The sequence below is a fragment of the Candidatus Gracilibacteria bacterium genome (assembly GCA_028687475.1).
Classification (GTDB): Bacteria; Patescibacteriota; Gracilibacteria; order BD1-5; family UBA2023; genus STC-74.
Genome location: JAQUAB010000001.1, coordinates 434,222 through 452,360, shown reverse-complemented (window position 1 = coordinate 452,360; position 18,139 = coordinate 434,222). Strand labels below are relative to the sequence as shown.

19 protein-coding genes are annotated in these 18,139 nt (G+C 41.3%); 10 read left to right on the top strand and 9 right to left on the bottom strand.

Annotation, left to right across the window (positions count from 1 at the left end):
- The first annotated feature begins 32 nt into the window (after window positions 1-32).
- The 7 genes from gatA (at window position 33) to PHY14_02255 (ending at window position 7,670) form a co-directional block, all read left to right on the top strand.
- Window positions 33-1,478, top strand: coding sequence for an Asp-tRNA(Asn)/Glu-tRNA(Gln) amidotransferase subunit GatA (gene gatA / locus PHY14_02285; GenBank protein ID MDD2693735.1), 1,446 nt, complete (start codon window positions 33-35; stop codon window positions 1,476-1,478).
- A gap of 17 nt (window positions 1,479-1,495) precedes the next feature.
- Window positions 1,496-2,395, top strand: a complete 900-nt coding sequence (locus PHY14_02280; GenBank protein ID MDD2693734.1) for an FKBP-type peptidyl-prolyl cis-trans isomerase — start codon at window positions 1,496-1,498, stop codon at window positions 2,393-2,395.
- Window positions 2,396-2,410: 15 nt separating this feature from the next.
- Window positions 2,411-3,061: a haloacid dehalogenase-like hydrolase gene (locus PHY14_02275; GenBank protein MDD2693733.1), complete on the top strand. Its 651-nt coding sequence runs from the start codon at window positions 2,411-2,413 to the stop codon at window positions 3,059-3,061.
- A 77-nt stretch (window positions 3,062-3,138) separates the two neighbouring features.
- Entirely contained in the window at window positions 3,139-4,974 is a 1,836-nt protein-coding gene (locus PHY14_02270) for a hypothetical protein (protein ID MDD2693732.1), read from the top strand.
- Window positions 4,975-4,977: 3 nt separating this feature from the next.
- On the top strand, window positions 4,978-6,675 hold the full coding sequence (locus tag PHY14_02265; protein ID MDD2693731.1) for a CapA family protein: 1,698 nt from the start codon (window positions 4,978-4,980) through the stop codon (window positions 6,673-6,675).
- Between the two features lie 6 nt (window positions 6,676-6,681).
- On the top strand, window positions 6,682-7,413 hold the full coding sequence (locus tag PHY14_02260; protein MDD2693730.1) for a hypothetical protein: 732 nt from the start codon (window positions 6,682-6,684) through the stop codon (window positions 7,411-7,413).
- A 38-nt stretch (window positions 7,414-7,451) separates the two neighbouring features.
- Window positions 7,452-7,670: a hypothetical protein gene (locus PHY14_02255; GenBank protein MDD2693729.1), complete on the top strand. Its 219-nt coding sequence runs from the start codon at window positions 7,452-7,454 to the stop codon at window positions 7,668-7,670.
- A gap of 18 nt (window positions 7,671-7,688) precedes the next feature.
- Here PHY14_02255 and PHY14_02250 read toward each other — a convergent pair whose 3' ends face one another.
- Window positions 7,689-7,991, bottom strand: coding sequence for a helix-turn-helix domain-containing protein (locus PHY14_02250; protein MDD2693728.1), 303 nt, complete (start codon window positions 7,989-7,991; stop codon window positions 7,689-7,691).
- A 162-nt stretch (window positions 7,992-8,153) separates the two neighbouring features.
- Here PHY14_02250 and PHY14_02245 point away from each other — a divergent pair, with 162 nt between their 5' ends.
- Window positions 8,154-8,777: an NAD(P)H-dependent oxidoreductase gene (locus PHY14_02245; protein MDD2693727.1), complete on the top strand. Its 624-nt coding sequence runs from the start codon at window positions 8,154-8,156 to the stop codon at window positions 8,775-8,777.
- Window positions 8,778-8,782: 5 nt separating this feature from the next.
- On the opposite strand, the gene PHY14_02240 is transcribed toward PHY14_02245, so the two are convergent.
- Window positions 8,783-11,128: an InlB B-repeat-containing protein gene (locus PHY14_02240; protein ID MDD2693726.1), complete on the bottom strand. Its 2,346-nt coding sequence runs from the start codon at window positions 11,126-11,128 to the stop codon at window positions 8,783-8,785.
- A 281-nt stretch (window positions 11,129-11,409) separates the two neighbouring features.
- On the opposite strand from PHY14_02240, the gene PHY14_02235 reads away from it, so the two are divergent.
- On the top strand, window positions 11,410-12,042 hold the full coding sequence (locus PHY14_02235; GenBank protein MDD2693725.1) for a hypothetical protein: 633 nt from the start codon (window positions 11,410-11,412) through the stop codon (window positions 12,040-12,042).
- A gap of 61 nt (window positions 12,043-12,103) precedes the next feature.
- Here the strand turns inward: PHY14_02235 and PHY14_02230 are convergent, their stop codons facing one another.
- Both PHY14_02230 and PHY14_02225 read right to left on the bottom strand, forming a co-directional pair.
- The gene (locus PHY14_02230) at window positions 12,104-12,505 is read right to left on the bottom strand and encodes a hypothetical protein (protein ID MDD2693724.1); all 402 of its coding nucleotides are present in this window, start codon (window positions 12,503-12,505) and stop codon (window positions 12,104-12,106) included.
- A 247-nt stretch (window positions 12,506-12,752) separates the two neighbouring features.
- Entirely contained in the window at window positions 12,753-13,658 is a 906-nt protein-coding gene (locus PHY14_02225; protein ID MDD2693723.1) for a cation diffusion facilitator family transporter, read from the bottom strand.
- Between the two features lie 103 nt (window positions 13,659-13,761).
- On the opposite strand from PHY14_02225, the gene PHY14_02220 reads away from it, so the two are divergent.
- Window positions 13,762-14,427 (top strand): DUF4163 domain-containing protein, encoded by a 666-nt coding sequence (locus PHY14_02220; protein ID MDD2693722.1) that lies wholly within the window; start codon window positions 13,762-13,764, stop codon window positions 14,425-14,427.
- A gap of 15 nt (window positions 14,428-14,442) precedes the next feature.
- Here PHY14_02220 and PHY14_02215 read toward each other — a convergent pair whose 3' ends face one another.
- The 5 genes from PHY14_02215 to PHY14_02195 form a co-directional block, all read right to left on the bottom strand.
- Window positions 14,443-15,222, bottom strand: a complete 780-nt coding sequence (locus tag PHY14_02215; GenBank protein MDD2693721.1) for a ZIP family metal transporter — start codon at window positions 15,220-15,222, stop codon at window positions 14,443-14,445.
- A gap of 567 nt (window positions 15,223-15,789) precedes the next feature.
- Window positions 15,790-16,734, bottom strand: coding sequence for a GTP-binding protein (locus PHY14_02210; GenBank protein MDD2693720.1), 945 nt, complete (start codon window positions 16,732-16,734; stop codon window positions 15,790-15,792).
- Window positions 16,735-16,779: 45 nt separating this feature from the next.
- Window positions 16,780-17,127 carry a transcriptional repressor gene (locus PHY14_02205; protein ID MDD2693719.1) on the bottom strand — a complete coding sequence of 116 codons (348 nt, stop codon included), beginning with the start codon at window positions 17,125-17,127 and terminating at the stop codon, window positions 16,780-16,782.
- A 55-nt stretch (window positions 17,128-17,182) separates the two neighbouring features.
- Complete coding sequence (locus PHY14_02200) at window positions 17,183-17,734, bottom strand: disulfide bond formation protein B (GenBank protein MDD2693718.1); 552 nt, start codon at window positions 17,732-17,734, stop codon at window positions 17,183-17,185.
- Window positions 17,735-17,762: 28 nt separating this feature from the next.
- Window positions 17,763-18,137, bottom strand: coding sequence for a transcriptional repressor (locus tag PHY14_02195; protein ID MDD2693717.1), 375 nt, complete (start codon window positions 18,135-18,137; stop codon window positions 17,763-17,765).
- Between the last annotated feature and the right edge of the window lie 2 nt (window positions 18,138-18,139).

Sequence of the window (18,139 nt, the reverse complement as noted above, 5' to 3'; positions counted from 1 at the left end):
TTCTAATTACTACCATACTAATTTACTATTTCATGGAATTCAAAAATCTCTCCCTCATCGAACTTTCTGAGCTTATTCGTTCTGGAAAAGCGACTTCCGAAGAAATCTATACGTATTTTCTCGACCGTACAAAGAAATACAATGAAGAACTCAATGCATTCAATACACTTCCGATTGAATGAACAATGAACAATGAACAATGAACAATTGGAATGTGACTTCCGATAGCCGTGAAGGATATTTTCTGTGAGACAGGAGTTCGCACAACGGCAGCATCGAAGATGCTTGAGGATTTTGTTCCACCATATGAATCAACGGTGACAGAACGTATGAAAAAATCAGGATTCGTCGCATTCGGGAAAACGAATATGGATGAGTTCGCGATGGGGGGAAGTGGTGAGAATAGTGCCTTCGGTCCAGCACGAAATCCATGGGATACAACGCGTATTCCTGGAGGTTCATCTTCTGGATCGGCGGTTGCAGTAGTAGCTGGACTTGTTCCGGCAGCGCTCGGAACGGATACAGGAGGTTCGATCCGCCAGCCAGCGAGTATGTGTGGTATCGTCGGATGGAAGCCTGGATATGGTCGCAATTCTCGATATGGTGTTATGGCAATGTCATCATCACTTGATTGTCCTGGATACTTCACTCGCACCGTTCGCGATGCGGGACTTCTCTATGCGGCAACAGCAGGACATGATGCTCATGACATGACATCCCTCGAAGAAGAAGTGAATCTTGATGCGAGCATCTGGGAGAAAAAAGATCTCACTGGAGTCCGAGTCGGCGTCCCGAAAGAATATTTCATCGATGGTATTGATGCTGGAGTTCGTAGAGAGATAGAGGAAGCAATCGAAAAACTTCGCACACTTGGTGCTGAGATTGTCCCGCTCTCACTTCCGCATACAGAATATGGAATCTCTGTCTACTATGTCATCTGTCCTGCAGAAGTATCATCGAATCTTGCACGTTATGATGGTATTCGTTTTGGGCATAAGGCCGAGGGTGCACATGATATTGCGAAAAATCGCGCTGAAGGTCTTGGGTCTGAAGTACAGCGTCGTTCCATGGTCGGTTCTTTCGTTCTCTCATCAGGATTCTACGATGCCTACTACAAGAAAGCATCCGCAGTTCGTGAGCTCATTCGTCAGGATTTCGCAAATGCATTTAATCAAGTAGATATCATCGTCACTCCGACAGCGCCGAGTGTCGCATGGAAAATCGGAGAAAAAGCCAATGATCCACTCAAGATGTATCTCTCTGATATTTTTACGATTCCTGCTTCACTTGCGGGACTTCCAGGACTCGTTGTTCCAGTCGGATTCGCATCTCCTGAGGATGATAGTTCTGTCGAACTTCCAGTTGGTATGCAGATTCTTGGGCCAGTCCTCTGAGAAGAGAAGTGTCTCATGGTCGGTCATGTGCTCGAACAGGCGATGAAGTCCAAGATTGATGCGAAACAACCAAAGGTTTGGTAATTTTTCACTCTTTTTTTATGCGATTTTCACTATTTCTCCTCTTCGTTTTTGCTCTGTTTTCTTACTCTGGTAGTATCTTTGCTGCTGATTATGGAGTCGCTATCTTAGGAGATGCGATTGATTATGATTATACCTTGAAAGTTGATGGAAAAATAGTGGAAGCAACAGATTATGATGTTGCAGAAGCAAATGATATTTCTCCAGAATACTATGCATATATTAGTTCTCTCGGAAACAATGAAGAACCAGAATGACTCGAACAGTGAATTTTTGGTATGCGTGTAGGTGAAGAGAAAACGATTATTGTCCCACCAGAGAAAGGATTTCTTCTCAAGGATTATGAGAGATGAGCAAGAACTACATACTTATCAAACCACGGAACGTATACGGTTTCATGAAGTGATCTTTCGCCAGTATATAGTTATACTTACTCGCTTTCGGATGATTTTGATACAGTGATGCAGAAGCGTATAAAGGTAGGAGCTAAAGTAAGAGCATCATATTCGTCTCGATTTGGCACTGTGAAATCAGTTGATGGTGACGATGTGGAAATTGAGTTTGTCGATAAAAAGAGTCCTTTTTATTTCCGAAAACCTTTTGTCGGAATGGTGGTTTTCTATGAGTGAACAAAATATACAATCACAAAAATGGAGAACAATAATGTAACATTCCAGGTTGATTCGAAAAACGCTCCATTCGGAGATACTCCGCTTACTGTTGATCTTGAAGGCGAATATTATGGACAAAATATTCGCATCACACGTATTGAATGAGATAGGGTGTACTATATTCCGGTAGATTCATATGTCGGGAAAACGCTGGAATACACAGTGAAAATTCGAGAAATTTCTCGACAGGTCAAAACGGGAAAATACACGAGCACTATACGCACAACACTAGACGATTCTGATGAATAATAATCCTTTTCTCTTATGATTCTCATTTCTGATTTTTCCAAGACATTCACGCGGGCTGATATGCCGACGACTTGGTCGGTTTTTGTGAAAAGTGGAACTCTTGGACAGGATTATATTGATGATAGGAATCAACTCTTTGAGCAGTATTCCCATTTCGAACAAGAGGGGAATATCGAAAAAACAGAAGAGTGGTTTCTCGAACACGCGAAACTTTTCGCAAAATATAAACTCTCACGAGAACAGATTGATGCAATAGTTCAGGATGATCGATATTTTGCATCGCGTGCCGGAGTTGCAGAATTTCTCGCAGAAATCCAGGAGCAGGATATTCCGCTCTATATTGTTTCTTCAGGAATTAGTGAATTCATTGCTCGATGGTTCCAACTTCGATTCGATTACACGCCAGATATTATCATTGCGAATGACCTCATTCTCGAGAATGGTGTAGTAACTGGTGTGGATGAAGATTCTGTTATCTGCCCGCTCGATAAAACAATTGAACTGGAATTCGAACACGGAGATCAGGATATTATGCTCATTGGCGACAATATCGAGGATACGAAAGTAGTGCAGAATCCGACGAAAACTTTCGGATTTACGGATGAAGACCGCGGATTCGATGTGAATCTTGAGAAAGAGGGGAGCATGATGGATATTGTTTTATAGATTCTATTTTTCTTGCAAATAAATATATTTGCTCGTCTCGAGAAAACCCTTACAATCAGAGTATTCATAACATTTTTATGCAAAAAATTCTCATTGTTATTGGGTTATTGTTTCTTGCGAGTTGTAGTTTTCCATATTCCTCTTCATCAATCATTGTAGATCAGGGGAACGAGATGCTTTCTGGTGCAGATACATCTTCATGATGAATCAATACAGAGGTTTCTTCATGAACTGTAGCATCGGGAGGTACACTTTCTGGAGAGATTTCTTCTTCTGGAAAGATACAGGAGAACACCATGGGTATTGTTACTCTTTTTGATACCGTATCGTGAGAGGTGACGACTCCAAGCCCGAAAGATATTTGCGTACAAAGTATTTGTATTCATGGTGAGAAGCCATATTTCTCTGTCAAAGATGAATATGTACAATTTCTGGTACTGACTGGTGCAAATATGGATACATGGGCATATCTCTCACATCTTCCTAGTACATCTGAGGGTGAATATATATTCCAGTCTGAATGAGTTCGAGAATATCATATCAACAAGGATAAGACCGCTGCACGCTTGAAGAAAACAGAAATCATGTTTTTGAGCACTATTGAGGTTTCATCTATTGGGAGTCATGCATATCTCGTAAAGGAAACTTCTCAGGGGTGTGGAAGCACAGGATTCAAGCAATATTTTATTGACAATACTGGAAAGAGGATGAGTTTTGACTCACTAGGAAAAGAATATCCGAAGTCGCTTCAGGTTGGTAATATACAATTTTCTTCTTATTGGACAGAAGATGGACTTTCTTATATTTTTCGCCTTATTTCGAATGAAGGCATAGAAAAGATTGATACTATCCTTTCAGTCCATGATGATGTGGGCGCAAAAGTACTCCAATATATTCTCACTTCCAAGAGATTCACTCAGACATATGCTCTCGAATTTCGAGAATACCCAGGCATCATATTCCTCTATAAATCACCACTCCAAAGTTCCGATCGTATTATCTCTCTCGGAAATGATACAACTTGGAAATCCAAGAATCTTGGTGGCAATGGAAATCTATTGAATTTTGATCTTACAAAGAAAATTCTTAGTTATTACCAGAGAAAAGACGATGTTACACCTCTTATAGAAAATCGTCAAATTCTCAAGAAACAATCTGGGGCTTATGATGGTATCACTCCAGAAAGTGTAGTACCAGCTATGCTTCCTATCTTTCGAGTCACTCCTCTTGATAGTGAAGGGAATTATCTACTCTATCCTACTGATTCATATGAGTCAAGTCCAGTAGCCGAGCTCTGCAAGCCACTTGTCTATGTATATGATCGTGAACAGCGTGCCAATTCTCTTGAGGTTAATTTTCCTCATGGATGAAGTTTCACGAAGATTCTTCCAGCCTTTACTGATGTACAGAGTTGGGATTTCCAGGCAAATCTGGATGGAAATATCACGGTAAAAAATATTCCCAATACATTCGGATATCTCTATTACTCTGCTCGTGTTCCTGATTATACCTATAACACCAATGGTTGGCAGCTCTATGGTCGTGATATTCGCACATTTTTCGATGAGAAACTCGATGTTATCGGATTCAATTCACAGGAGAAAAAAGATTTTATCGACTATTGGGTTAATGAATTCGATGCTGATACGCTGTATTTTGTCTCATTCAAGTTCGATGAAGCGCTCGATCAGTATGTCACACTCAACTTCTCCGCAAAACCAAAACATCAGATGCGAGTCCTCCTCGAAGCATATCCTATGTCAGTAGTGAATCCGAAATATCTATGGCCAAAAGTCGGTGATAAATTCGATGCGTTTCTTCTCAAAAAGTTCATTCGTTCAGGGGAATTCGATGTATTCGAGTGGGGTGGTACAGTGCAGAAAACTTCAAATGACGGGGTTGTTATCCATTAATGTATGTTTCGAATCTTTATCATCATTTTCCTTTTTGTGAACATCCTTTCTGGGTGTTCTTTCGGATGAGAAAAGAATCACATTTCAGACGTTTCTCCACAAAAAAAGAATCCAACTTTCGAGGTTGTCATTCTTCCACACCATGGAATTACTGGAAAGAAAATGGATGAATTTTATCAGAACCTTGTGGCTGAGTTTGGAAATTTTGATCGGATTATTGTTCTTTCTCCTGACCACTATGGCATGACACGAAAGAGTATTGGGTCGATTCCTGAATCTCTCAAGAAGATATGCTATCAAGAAGTCTGTGTTCCAGGATATCCTCTTGATCCATATAGTGTCGGAACCCCTACGGGATATGTGTTCTCAGTATCAGGAGTAACACGCGAACATGGAATTGGTGAACATATTCTTCGAATCTCACGATTTTTCCCAAACACCAAAGTCACACCACTGATTCTTCGTAGGAAACTCACACCAGGAAAGGAAGAAATAGCTCTCGCAGAAAATATTGCAAATATCCGCGATAAACGCGTTCTGGTTATTGCGTCAGTCGATTTTTCCCATCATGTTCGAGAGGAATTCGCGAAATTCCATGATGCTAAAAGTATTGATGTTCTGGGTTCTGGAACTTTTGAGGATTTCTGAAATCTCGAAGTGGATTGTCGGAATTGCCTTGCTGTGGCACGTCTGGTTGCTGGGAAAAAAATGAAAACCCAATTCTCCCTTTCTACTCGGACAAGTGTCGATACGCTTCTCGGAAGTGGTGCAGAACTCGAGAATACGTCCCATATTCTCGGTATTTTTCGAGAAGTTCCTTCCCTCGAAGATACCTCTCGACTCGCATGTATTCCTTCTATTTCTGCATCGACTGGAGTATTTCTCTTTGCTGGAGATACGCATTGGGCGCGCGGATTTCCATATTATGAGAAAAAAGTGGAAGGGTATTCTGGGAAGGTGATGAGTATTCTCTATCAGAAATATGATTTACAGAATGACCTCCAGACCAAATATCATCGATTATTTTCTGGATATGATGATGTTATCGTGAATCTGGAATCAGGAATCGCAAGCGATGCGGATTGTCCACGAACCACGAAGTCTACGCAGATGTGGACGGATCCGAAATACCTCCCATGGCTTCATAGTCTCGGAATCACGCTCGCGAACGTCGCGAACAATCATTCACATGATTGTGGGAAAAATGTTTTCGAGAAAAGTTCTTCTGCATTTCTCTCTGGCGGAATCACTGATTTTGGATATTCTCGTGTCGCATTTCGCGATATTCGAGGAAATCATTTCGCATTCATCGGAGCTGATACGATCGATCGGCCACTCGATGCGACAGGAACTCTGGATCAGATACGTTCGCTCACGGCATCAGGATATCTTGTCGTCATGAATGTGCATTGGTGAATCGAATATAGCCCGACACACAATGCTCGCCAAGAAAAATTGGCTCATGATTTCGTCGATGCTGGGGCTCGTCTCGTCATCGGTCATCATCCTCATGTAGTTCAAGATAGTGAGATTTATCGATGAATTCCGATATATTATTCTCTGGGCAATTTTCTCTTCGATCAACCGTTTCCTGAGACACTGCGAGGACTTTTGGTCCAGTGTCAGATTTCTCCGACGAATACGTATTGTGAAGAACAGTCTATTTATCGCGATGCACACCAATTTTATCTTCATTTCTAATTTCCTATGAAAACTCTTATTTTTATACACGGTGGAGAATCTTTCTCGACACATGCGGAATATCTCGATTGGATAGAGAATACTTATCCAGAATGGATGCTTGATGCTTGGGCTCCTCAGGAAGAAAAATCGGATTGGAAGGTGAAAATTGCGGAGCAATCTGTCATGAATGGGAATATTGTCTATATGCCACAATTTCCGAATAAGCTCAATGCAAAGTATAGTGAATGGAAGATATTTTTCGATGCTTGGATCGAGAAAATTCCACTTTCAGGTGAAATCATTTTTATAGGAAATTCTTTAGGCGGTTGTTTCCTCTTGAAGTATTTTTCTGAGCTCAGTTCTCAGGATGTTCCTTTTGTCATTCCGACGAAGGAGGAATCCCTTTCAAATTCATCTTATGAGAATTTAGGAAGTTTTTCCTCAATAGAAGAAGAAAAAGAGATACTTACAGTATGACAAAAAAAGATATCAATAGACCAAATCCATCTTCTTGCTGCTTGTATTTCTGAAGGAAATTTCACTCCGCCGGACAATTACGAATTTTTGCAAAAGATTGGAAATCGAGTTCACATATGGCATTCTGAGGATGATGCCGTAGTTCCTTTTTCTGTCGGGCAAGAGCTCATGAGAATCCTTCCAGAAGCACAGATACATTTCTTCTCGACTGAGAAATGATATGGACATTTCCATGGAATCGAGAGAATCCCAGAGCTTGAGAGAGAAATTTTGAAATAGTGTTGACAAATAATAATAAATATGTACATTCATTTCATATGAATGTATGAAACCAAGTAAAAATCGCGGGAGTTCAGGCTCTTATTGCTACTAATGTTACAAAGAGAAATAGTAAGCAATTATTATCAAGAATACAAGTAGAAGTTGAACTTCTTCGTCACTGACTTCGACTTGAGAAAGGACTCGCAAGGATTCAAGTATCGCAAGCAATACAACTTCTCGAAGGAAAAGTCAAAGAAATTGTTGAGAAGCAATAAAAATAGCATCAATTGATGCTATTTTTTCTGTTCACCCCACCAGTGTGAGAGTTCGATGAGTCGATGTGAGAGTTCTTGCCCGAGAGGGGAGAGGATATATTTCCCACTTTCTGTATTTTTCTCGAGGATTCCTGACTCAACGAGTTCATGGAGTCGATCCGTCAGGATTTTTGTGTTGGCTCATCCGACGGCTTTCCCGATTTCTGTGAAGGTGGTTGCACCATTATCGACCGCTTGCATGATGAAGATGATCCACTTTTTTCCGAGGAGAGTGAAGAGGGCTTGGGCTTTCGGACATGCACATTGAGGATTTCGAACCATATGAGAAATTGTAAGGTCTTGAAGAAATTCTACGGACATATTTCCAATATGTACGAGACTTTGTCCACACAATATATTCCATTTCTTTTCTAAAGCAAAATTATTTGCATTTTCTTCATATTTGCATAATATCAAGTCACTTTATTTTTTAAATTGATTTATATGTCTTTTCTTTCCAATCTCAACTGGCGTTATGCAACGAAGAAATTCGATGTAACAAAGAAGATTTCTGATGCTGATCTCGAGAAAATCCTCGAAGCGATTCGTCTCGCGCCGTCATCATATGGACTTCAGCCATACCATTTCTATATCGTCACGAATCAAGAAGTGAAGGATAAAATCCAAGCAGTTGCATGGAATCAATCACAAGTCGGAACAGCATCTCACCTTATTATATTTGCTGCGCGCACGGATCTCATGCAGAATAAAGAAGAATATTTCACGCTCATGTCTGGTGGGAATCCAGAAGTTCGTGCGAAACTCAAAGGATTCGAAGATATGATGAATGGATTCATCGAAGGGAAATCAGAACCTGCTGATATCCTCGCATGGACATCAAAACAAGCGTATATCGCGCAATGATTTGCACTTGCTGCGGCTGCTGAACTCCAGATTGACTCATGTCCGATGGAATGATTCGATTCATCTGCTGTTGGTGGGATTCTCGGACTTCCAGAATCTCAGAAAGCAATTGCTATGATTCCTTTTGGATACCGTGATGCGAGTGAAACTCCACGACCGAAAGTTCGTTTTGCAAAAGAACAGATCTTTACAGAAGTAAATTAGATATTTTACGCTCCAGGAATCCATACATCTCCTCCTCCACTATCTCCTCCCCCACTATCTCCTCCTCCACCCAATCCACCTCAACATGCTTGACAACCCCCTCCACAGTCTACTCATGTTTCACCTCCGTCTTGGAATCAATTATTACAATTTACAGGCCATAAAGATGGAGATTTTGTAATGCCACAAGATGGAAGAGAGACATCAGAACACCACTGATTCCCACAACTATTACTCACATTCCAGTTAACATCATGATACCATTTTAGAAATGGAGTGAGCGGATTATACTTCACAAAAGTGCCTTCATAACAACATCATCAAACCATGATTCATAAGCCTCATACTCCACAACTACTTCATTCTGTAGAAGATTCTCCACCAATACTGAGATCATTACATATTGTCTCAGCATATGCTGTGGAAGCATTTCATTCATCGAGAATAGCGATAGTCCATTCAGTTCATGCTGACCCAATAATATAATATGATGTATGATCTGTCACATCTCACCATACTTTTGAGATGACACAATTATTGTGCACGCCAAGAGAAATGAATCGTATACTATTATTAGCGGCAGCTCCTTTCACACTTTGAGTAAATGAATACTTACATTCTTGACAACTTCCTCCACAATCTACTCATAACTCATCACCATCTTTTATACTATTCGAACATGATGGAGGGTATGAGATTGTATCCCATTTTGCATAGAGTGAAGTATTTCCAGTAATTGGAGTAGAAAAGTTCCATCCTGAAGTAAATCATGCATCACTATACCATCCACCAAATACATATCCGTCTTTTGTTGGTGCTGGTGATGGCTCTGTTGCGTTTGCTCACTGTGCTATATTCTGATCGGTCACAGGAGTTCATCCATTGGTATTAAAAGTGACAGTATATGTCATTGTCTCACACGTTCCTCCTTCAATACCACATTCAATAATACATGATCCAATAATGCCAGAATCAAGAGCATCGTGTCCAATCATACACATAGTTGTTTCTGGTGTACAACTTCCTTCAATATCTGTAACATCTGTAGAAAGACTTGATGGTCCTTGTCTCGAAGTGGTACAAGTATATCCAGTAAGAACAGCTGATACATTATCACAAGCAGTACCACTTTCTACAGACCCAAATGAGAAATGCCCAGATGCATCTGCAGTAGTACTTTTTCCACAACCATTTATTGTTGCTCCAGCTCCATTGGCTCCAAATGTTCCAGAGACACCATAGGTATGAAGTCCCCATTTTGCATAGAGTGAAGTATTGCCAGTAATCAGAGTAGAAAAATTCCATCCTGAAGTAAGTGCATCATTACTATACCATCCACCAAATACATATCCATCTTTTGTTGGTGCTGGTGATGGTTCTGTTGCAGTTGAGTTGTATGCTACACTCTGATTTCCTACAGGAGTTCATCCATTGGTATAGAAAGTGACCGTATATTGTTTTGCGGCACTACAAGGTACTGCTCCGCCACCATTGATTCCTTCACAAGTCCAATTATAGATACCATCTGTTGCAGTTGTATCATTCGGTGTAGCGGTCATAGATGCTATGCTACAAAGATTCGATGTAGGATATATAGGAGTTGGAGTTCCAGCGGCTGTACCACAATTTCCATCACTCGAACAAACGCGTACAGCTTCACAATTATCATCAATAGATCCAGGACTTCCGGCACATTTCCAAGTCTCAGTTCCACCACAGGAAGCAGCGATATAATCTTTTGCTACTCCTGATTTACACGTATTTGCTTCTGTACCACAGACACCACTTGACTCAGATAAGAAAATCGCATTATTCAGAATATAATTTGTTGGGCGAATATGATATCGTCATGCTCCATTTTTTGTATTGAGCGTATTGAGTATTCCTTCTTTTGTGAGTGTTCCTGTGAAGCCAGCAGTGGAACCAGTGTAGTTTCCTGTAGAGTCATTTTCCATTATTCCCATGAGCACACTTCCGATTCCGAGATTTCCATATCCGAATTGTCCATTATTTCCACATCCTTCATTGTATCCTGTTCCACTTGGACTGATGATTTCCGTCATGAGATATTTTTTGGTGAGCAACATATTCATCGGTACACATCCTCCGACATGGTCTGGGTATTTCCCATCATAGTCAAAACGAGAGCTATCGAGAGCACTTCCTATATTGGCAATTGCTGTGATACGACCAGCATCACGTCCTCTGCTCGCATATTTCCCAATCTGGGGATAGAGTGCGGCAGCCAATACTCCTATGATAGCTATGACTACCATGAGCTCAATGAGAGTGAAAGCTTTCTTTGTTACCATCATTCCTTGATTTGAGGAAAGATACTGTGAAAATAACATAAAAAAGAAATTATAAATAAAAATTCTTGTGCATATTACATCAATCAGGAGAGAAATGCAAAAATTTGAATCAGTATATTATGATATTTCAATTGTACTTCTTATAATAGTGTGTATACATACTATCTTTTAGTGTATTTTGAGTGTTATTTGTTATGGAAGGGTTTTCTTATAAAGGAACAGATTTTTATAGAGGTGAAATAACAGTTTACGTATAAAAATATTAATTTGACAAATGAAATATGGAATTATAATGATTCCATATTTTTAAAAGTTACTTTATGCTAGAGCAAGTAAATCAGGAACCTACATGACAGAGTATAGTTGAGCAATTAGTTAATGAAACTCGAGAATGATTGGCAAGAAGGGTAGATGATGCTATTTCTGATGCTATCGAATCTATTCATCAAGAACAAGTGGATTTCGAGTATCAAATGTATTTCTTTGCAACAATCTTTGATATGGACCGAGAAATCTGGGAATCATTATTCCCATGAGTTGCAGACTCCGAGATTATACAAGAGAAAATTCCTGAAATGGTAAAATATTTCGTTCAGAAAAATAAACCACGATCTATTTGAGTAACTTGTTACTATCTACAAGATAAAAATGAAGTAGACAATGATCCATTTGTTAGACTTTGATGGTATATTTTTAGTAAAGACTCTATGGAAGAAATACGGAGTGATGGAAAAGATATGCGCAGTTGGCTTGAAAAAATAATGAGAAAACCGGTAAAGATGAGTCCATGAGAATTTCTTCATTATTTTGTATGAGAACATGGGGTTACTGAAAAGGGAATTGCAATAATTGATACCTTTAATTATAGTCAATGAAATGCTTCTTATCTATCACTCCAACGTTCTGCTAGAAAGTCATTTGAGAGTTTATTTCCTAGTAGTTATTCCGAATAAGTCATCATTTCTAGATACTAAAACCTCCCAATTGTTGGGAGGTTTTCTTTTGATAATTTTTCTATTCTGTAACTGCTTTTCCTTCACCACCGAACTTGGTCGCGAGCATATCGATGATGCTACCATAGGTTCCACCGACGAGAAGCGTTGCCCAGAAGATGGTCCAAGTTGTCTCAGGACTCATCATCGCACCCGCTGCGAGTGAGACAGAGACGAAGACTCCGAGACAGAATCCACGGAGATACGATGGAATCGGGAAACCGAAAATGGGGTGGCGGGTATAGGCGCCAGCAAGTCCCACGATCATCCCGATGATGATACGATTCGTGAGAATCGTCCACATGAGGGCTGTTCCCCAGATATCTGGTGCTGATCCAGATGAGAGGTAGACACAGAGAAGTCCAGCAAGGAGAGCGAGAGGCATCGCGATAGCGAAGCGTTTTTGACGAGGATGAAGTTTCATATACGAGGAATAAAGAAATAAAAAGATACAGGGAAATTGTATCTTTTTGCTGGAGCATTTCAAGAAAGTTTTTGTGATTCTTTTTCCTGTTGCTCTATCCAATCAAAGTGATTTTGTCATTTCGAGCAAAGCGAGAAATCTCTTTCACATTTATCGTAAGAGATTTGATAATCCTTTTCTCATAAGCGAAAGAAAAGGGATTCCTCCATTTCATTATGGAATGACAAAACGGGAGATGATGACTATATTAGCACGTCTTTGTGCGAATGTCGCAGAGTTCTGGCGCATCGTCGATATCGAGATGGAGCGTAACAGTTGAACCAGGGAAAGCTGCCATTACTTTCGATTCGATCGCTTCAGAAATATCATGTGCCTCTCTGAGGAGAATATTTTTGTCCGCGAAAACAATATGTGCTTCGATGAATGTATGATCTCCGGAAGTGCGAGTTTTCAGATAGTGAAAATCTTCTACGCCTTTTTCTTCCATGATGAATTTCCCGATTTTCTGTATAGATTCGGCATCGAGCGCACGATCGAGGAGCATCAGGATACCACTCCAGATAATTGGCAGAGCATTCCGTATGATCCAGAGTCCGATACCGATAGCGAAAACCGCATCACACCACCAGAGCCCGAAGAATTTGCTCGCGAGAAGGGCAAGAAGGATTCCTCCATTCATGAAGAGATCCGAAGAATAATGAAGCGCATCAGACCGAATCAGAAGGGAATTGGTGACTCGGCTAATGCGCAAGAAATTCCACATAATAGCTCCAGTTCCGAGCATGGCGACAATCATCGTGATGATTTCTAGAGATGCAACTTCTGGTCACTTGTGTGCGAGAAAATTCATCACGCCGTTGTATGTCAGAAATGCTCCTGATGCAAACACCACCAGTCATTCGAAAATCGCAGCAAATCATTGTACTTTCCCGAGTCCATATGCGTATGTGTGACTGTGTTCTTTCTCTGAGAGCTTCAGTGCTATGACATTCACTCCCGAGACGAACATATCCATGAGAGAATCGAGCGCAGAACCGAGAATCGCGAGACTTCCTGAGAGGAATCCGATAATAGCTTTGATAATCGCGAGAAAAAGCGACATAACGAGCGCGAATCGGATTCCAAAAGATGCGGTTGTTGGGAGTTTGAACATAACCAAAAATTACTTTCTGAATATTAGAGTCTTTTTTTTCTTTTGCAAATTTTACTTTCGGTTCACGATTCATATACTACCCGTATATTCTAAAATTCTTTTTATGCGTAAATTTCTGATTTTTTGTTTTTTCTTTTTTCTCGGTGCTATCGTCGTCGATACTGCAGCCGCGCAATCATATCTGAATCCTGATGGATCTCGGGTGAATATCGAGATTCCTGCAGGGCTTCCAACGCCTGTCGCGAATACCCTTGATGCGAAGATTAAGAGCTATCTTCCGACGGATTTTGAGGTCGTGGACTTCTCTGGAATGGGAGAAGGTCAGAATCCTGCGAATTGGGAATATGATATCAATGTGAAGAAAATCTATTCCAATACAGGATTCACATCACTTCTGATGGAAACATATCAGTTCACAGGTGGAGCTCACGGATCAAGTGCTCGCATCGGTCTCGTGATCGATAATATTACTGGTAAGACATACACGCTCTGAGATTTCTATGATACCAAGAAATTGGTTCACAGGCTTTCTCCAGTATGGCAGATGCGTATCCGAAATAAGCTCTCTGCTGCACTCGAACAGACACTCACTGCAGATGAGAAATCTTGGATTCGTGATGGTACAACCGATATATTGCATTATCAGTCATTCATTCTGACGGATAGAGTACTTGTCGTGTTCGGTCAGCAATATCAACACAATGCGTATGCATATGGTATGCAGACACTCACTTATCCACTCGCACGACTCACAAATATGAGAAAATAATCCCCATTGGGGATTTTATTTTTGATGAGAGAGTTCATGCATCATAGTATCTCATTCAGTATGGTGATGGCTCGCGAGCCAGGTCATGAGACTGCATCCAATGAGAAATATTATTATGGTGGCATATTTCTTCTTCGATTGTGCGTGGATCATCGGAAGAAGGTCAGCAGTGGCAACATAGAGAAGTGAACCACCAGCGAATGCTGCAGCAAGTCCGGTGATAGTTTCATCCACATTCGAGAGTACAATATCAGAGAGAAAATATCCTGTTGGAGCTGCGAGTGCAAAGAGTCCGAGGAGGGTAATTTGGGTGGATTTCTGGAGTTTGGATTCTCGGAAAATCGCTGCGAGGGAAAGTGAGACAGGAATCTGGTGAATACCAACCCCGAAGAGAATCGCATATCCAGCAACTTCTGAGAGTCCCATTCCAGCACGAATACCGAGTCCATCGAGGATCGTATGAGCAAAAATCGCAATAAAGGAAATCACCGCTACATGATCATAGTGTTCGTGCGGATCCTCATGACTATGATCTCCGTGTATATGATCGTGATAGTGTGGCGTGAGCAGTTCTTCGATAATATAGATGAGGATGAAGCCTGCGAGAAATGCGTAAATCGCCAGTTCTGTCTGTTCGAGTGATTCGGGGAGAATATGAACGAGAGATACAGCAAGCATCGATCCCGCTCCGAGTGCGATGAGGAGATTGAGGATAGTGGGATTGACTCGTCTGAAAGAATAGAGAAGAAGTCCAGTTGCAGAGATAGATGTGAGAATGAGGAGAGGAAGAAACATAAATCAATGAATAATGAACAATTAATAATGAACAATTAGGGAACAGTTTTTGTCATTCCTGCGTAGGTGGGAATCTAGAGCTTCTGTGGTTTCTTTTTTTGTCATGTCGGAGACATCCCTTTTTTGAGCTCATCTTAAGAGATTTTGATTATCCATTTTTCATAATTGCGGGGAAAAATGGATTCCTACGGAATGACAAAGGAAAATAGGAAATTATATAGTATTATTCATAAGAAATAGAAAATGTCTTGACAGAGAGAGAGGAATTTATATGATTTATTTGTCATCAATCAGCCTTGGAGGTAATCGTGAGCCATAATCTGTTCGGATTCTTTACGATTTTTTTCTTTGTCTGTACGCTTTGGAACCTTACCAAAGTGATTACGGATAGGTCGACATTCTTCTCAGTACTTTTTGGATTGACGGGAGGTGCATGGCTTTTCATGCTTTTGCATCTCCTCAAGGTTCTGGATTGGGTTACCCTCACTCTTTGACAAACCATCGCCACGTGCGATGCAAGCAGAGGGTAGGAAATCTTTTGACTTATCCTCCGGGGTGAGTCTTTTTTTATGTCACAAACAAAACCGACCGTCCATTTTCTGTCGTTTCATCGAGGAGTTTCCGGATGAGAGATTCATCCATATCTTTCCCGATGAAGACGATGCGGGATTCTGCTGGGATTGCTCCAGTCCATGGATCCATCGTGAATCGGGCTCCAGCCTTCTGGATGAGCCACCACTCATTCGGGCGTTCGGTGAACTCCACGAATCCTTTTATCCGATAACAGTCAGTGGTGAGATCTTCGAGAAAAGCGTCGAGTTCTTTTGCTTTGAATTTTCCATTCGGTACGTAGGAGAAAACCTGGAGATTCTCGTGTCCATGCACGTGTCCTTTTTTCTCTTCACGAAGATTCTCCATGCTGAATCGTCCCGTCGAGAGGAGGAGATCGATATCGACTTTTCCATGACTTGCCTCGATAATCGGCGCGAACGCATTTACTCGGCGGATGAGTGTATGGAGGAGTTTTTTCTTTTCGCTATCGATGAGATCACACTTGTTGAGTACTACGAAATCGGCGAATTCGAGCTGATCGAGCGCAATATCTGGATGCGCCTGCAAGAGGTGTTCATAGTTCAGTGCATCGACGAGACAGATGATAGAGTCGAGCTTCACGCGACCTCACATATCATTCATGAGAAATGACTGCGCAATCGGAAGTGGCTCGCTCGCACCCGATGCTTCGATGATGATAGCATCGATTTGTTTCCCTGAGTCGAGAAGACGTTCGATAGCATCCATCCAATCCTTGCGCACGACACAACACATGCAACCGTTCGAGACCTCGATGAGCTCTTCGGTCGAACGTTCGATGAGATTGGAATCGATACTGGTTTCGCCGAATTCATTCTCGACAACGGCAATCCGGAGTCCGTGATCTCAGGTGAGGATATGATTCAGGAGCGTGGTTTTGCCACTGCCGAGAAATCAGGTAATAATGGTGATAGGAATCATAGAGGGATTAAAATTCGAGATATAAAATTCAAAATTAGATCGCTGTTATCTGCATTTTTCGCAACACTTCAGATATTCGACCGTCTCGCTTCGGAGTGCATCGGGTGCGAGCGGGAAGTGCTGTTCTTGGATAGAATGACACTGGTTACAGCATTGGAGTTTTATTCCTTCTTCTTGTTCTTTGTGACATTCACAGAGGACGAAATATTTTTCTCACTTGAGTTCTGCCTTGTGGATTTTTCCAGTTTCGAGAAATCGTTCCAGGATACGATAGAGTGTTGTCTGATTCATCTCTTTCGTCTCGATGAACTGAGTCTTGAGTTCAGAAAAAGAGAGCATTTTCTTCTCTGCGAAAAATGCGAGGATGTGGCGCTGGTGAATTGTGGACATCATAAAAAGCGGGAGTTACCCGCATATAATATGCATTTTTTTGCAAATGCAAATTTTGTTATATCTTCTTCGTCTTCAGTGCGAAGTAGAGTGTCGTCATTGAGAGGAGGAGAATCGCTATCGTCATGAATGGGATCGTGATATAGCCGAAAATCACGATAGGAACATCCGCACAAGAGATTCCACTTGCATCACATGGTGCGAAAAATGTGTCAGGATGGAGCATTTTTCGGACATTGAGACTATATTGATATGCCGCGAGAACGATTCCAATACTTGAGAGAACAAGTGAACTGACGATTCCAGAAATATATTCTTTTTTCCAGAGCGCGACTACGAGGATGATGGCCTGTGGATAGATAGCCATGCGCTGATACCAGCAGAATTCGCAGACAGCGAGCTCATAGATATTCGAGTAGATGAGGCTTCATCCGATAGAGCCGACGATGAGGAGAAGGGTGAGGAATGTCCAGACTTGGCGCGAGAAAAGTCCAGAAATCCACGTTCGGAATTTGCTGGAAACCGCAAACAAAAACCATCCGAGAATGAATATTGCTTGCCCGATAACGAGACAGATTCCGACGATGAGGGAGAATTGTTCGAGTGACATATTTTATGGAGAGAAATAATAAATTTTTTTAATGAAGAACACAGGCATTGCAAGACTTCATATGTGCATACGTGATACTCGAAATATATGGACTCGCGAGCTTGGTATGGACATCGTAGATAGCACCACAATTCTCGCAGAAGCTAATAGTGATAGCGTCATCTTTTTCTGCGTGATCGCATTGGCAAGGGAAAATCACACGCTCTCAAGCAATCGTCATCTCATGGATGAGTCCCTGATCACGAAATGCATCGACGATACGATAGAGCGTCGCAAGATTCATTCCTGGTTGTCATTTCTTTCCGACGAGTTCCTTCTTCAGATCGGTGAAGGTGATACGCGGAGATTGACCGAGAAGTTCGACGAAGCGTTTGCGAGATTCTGTGATACGAGCGATAGACATAA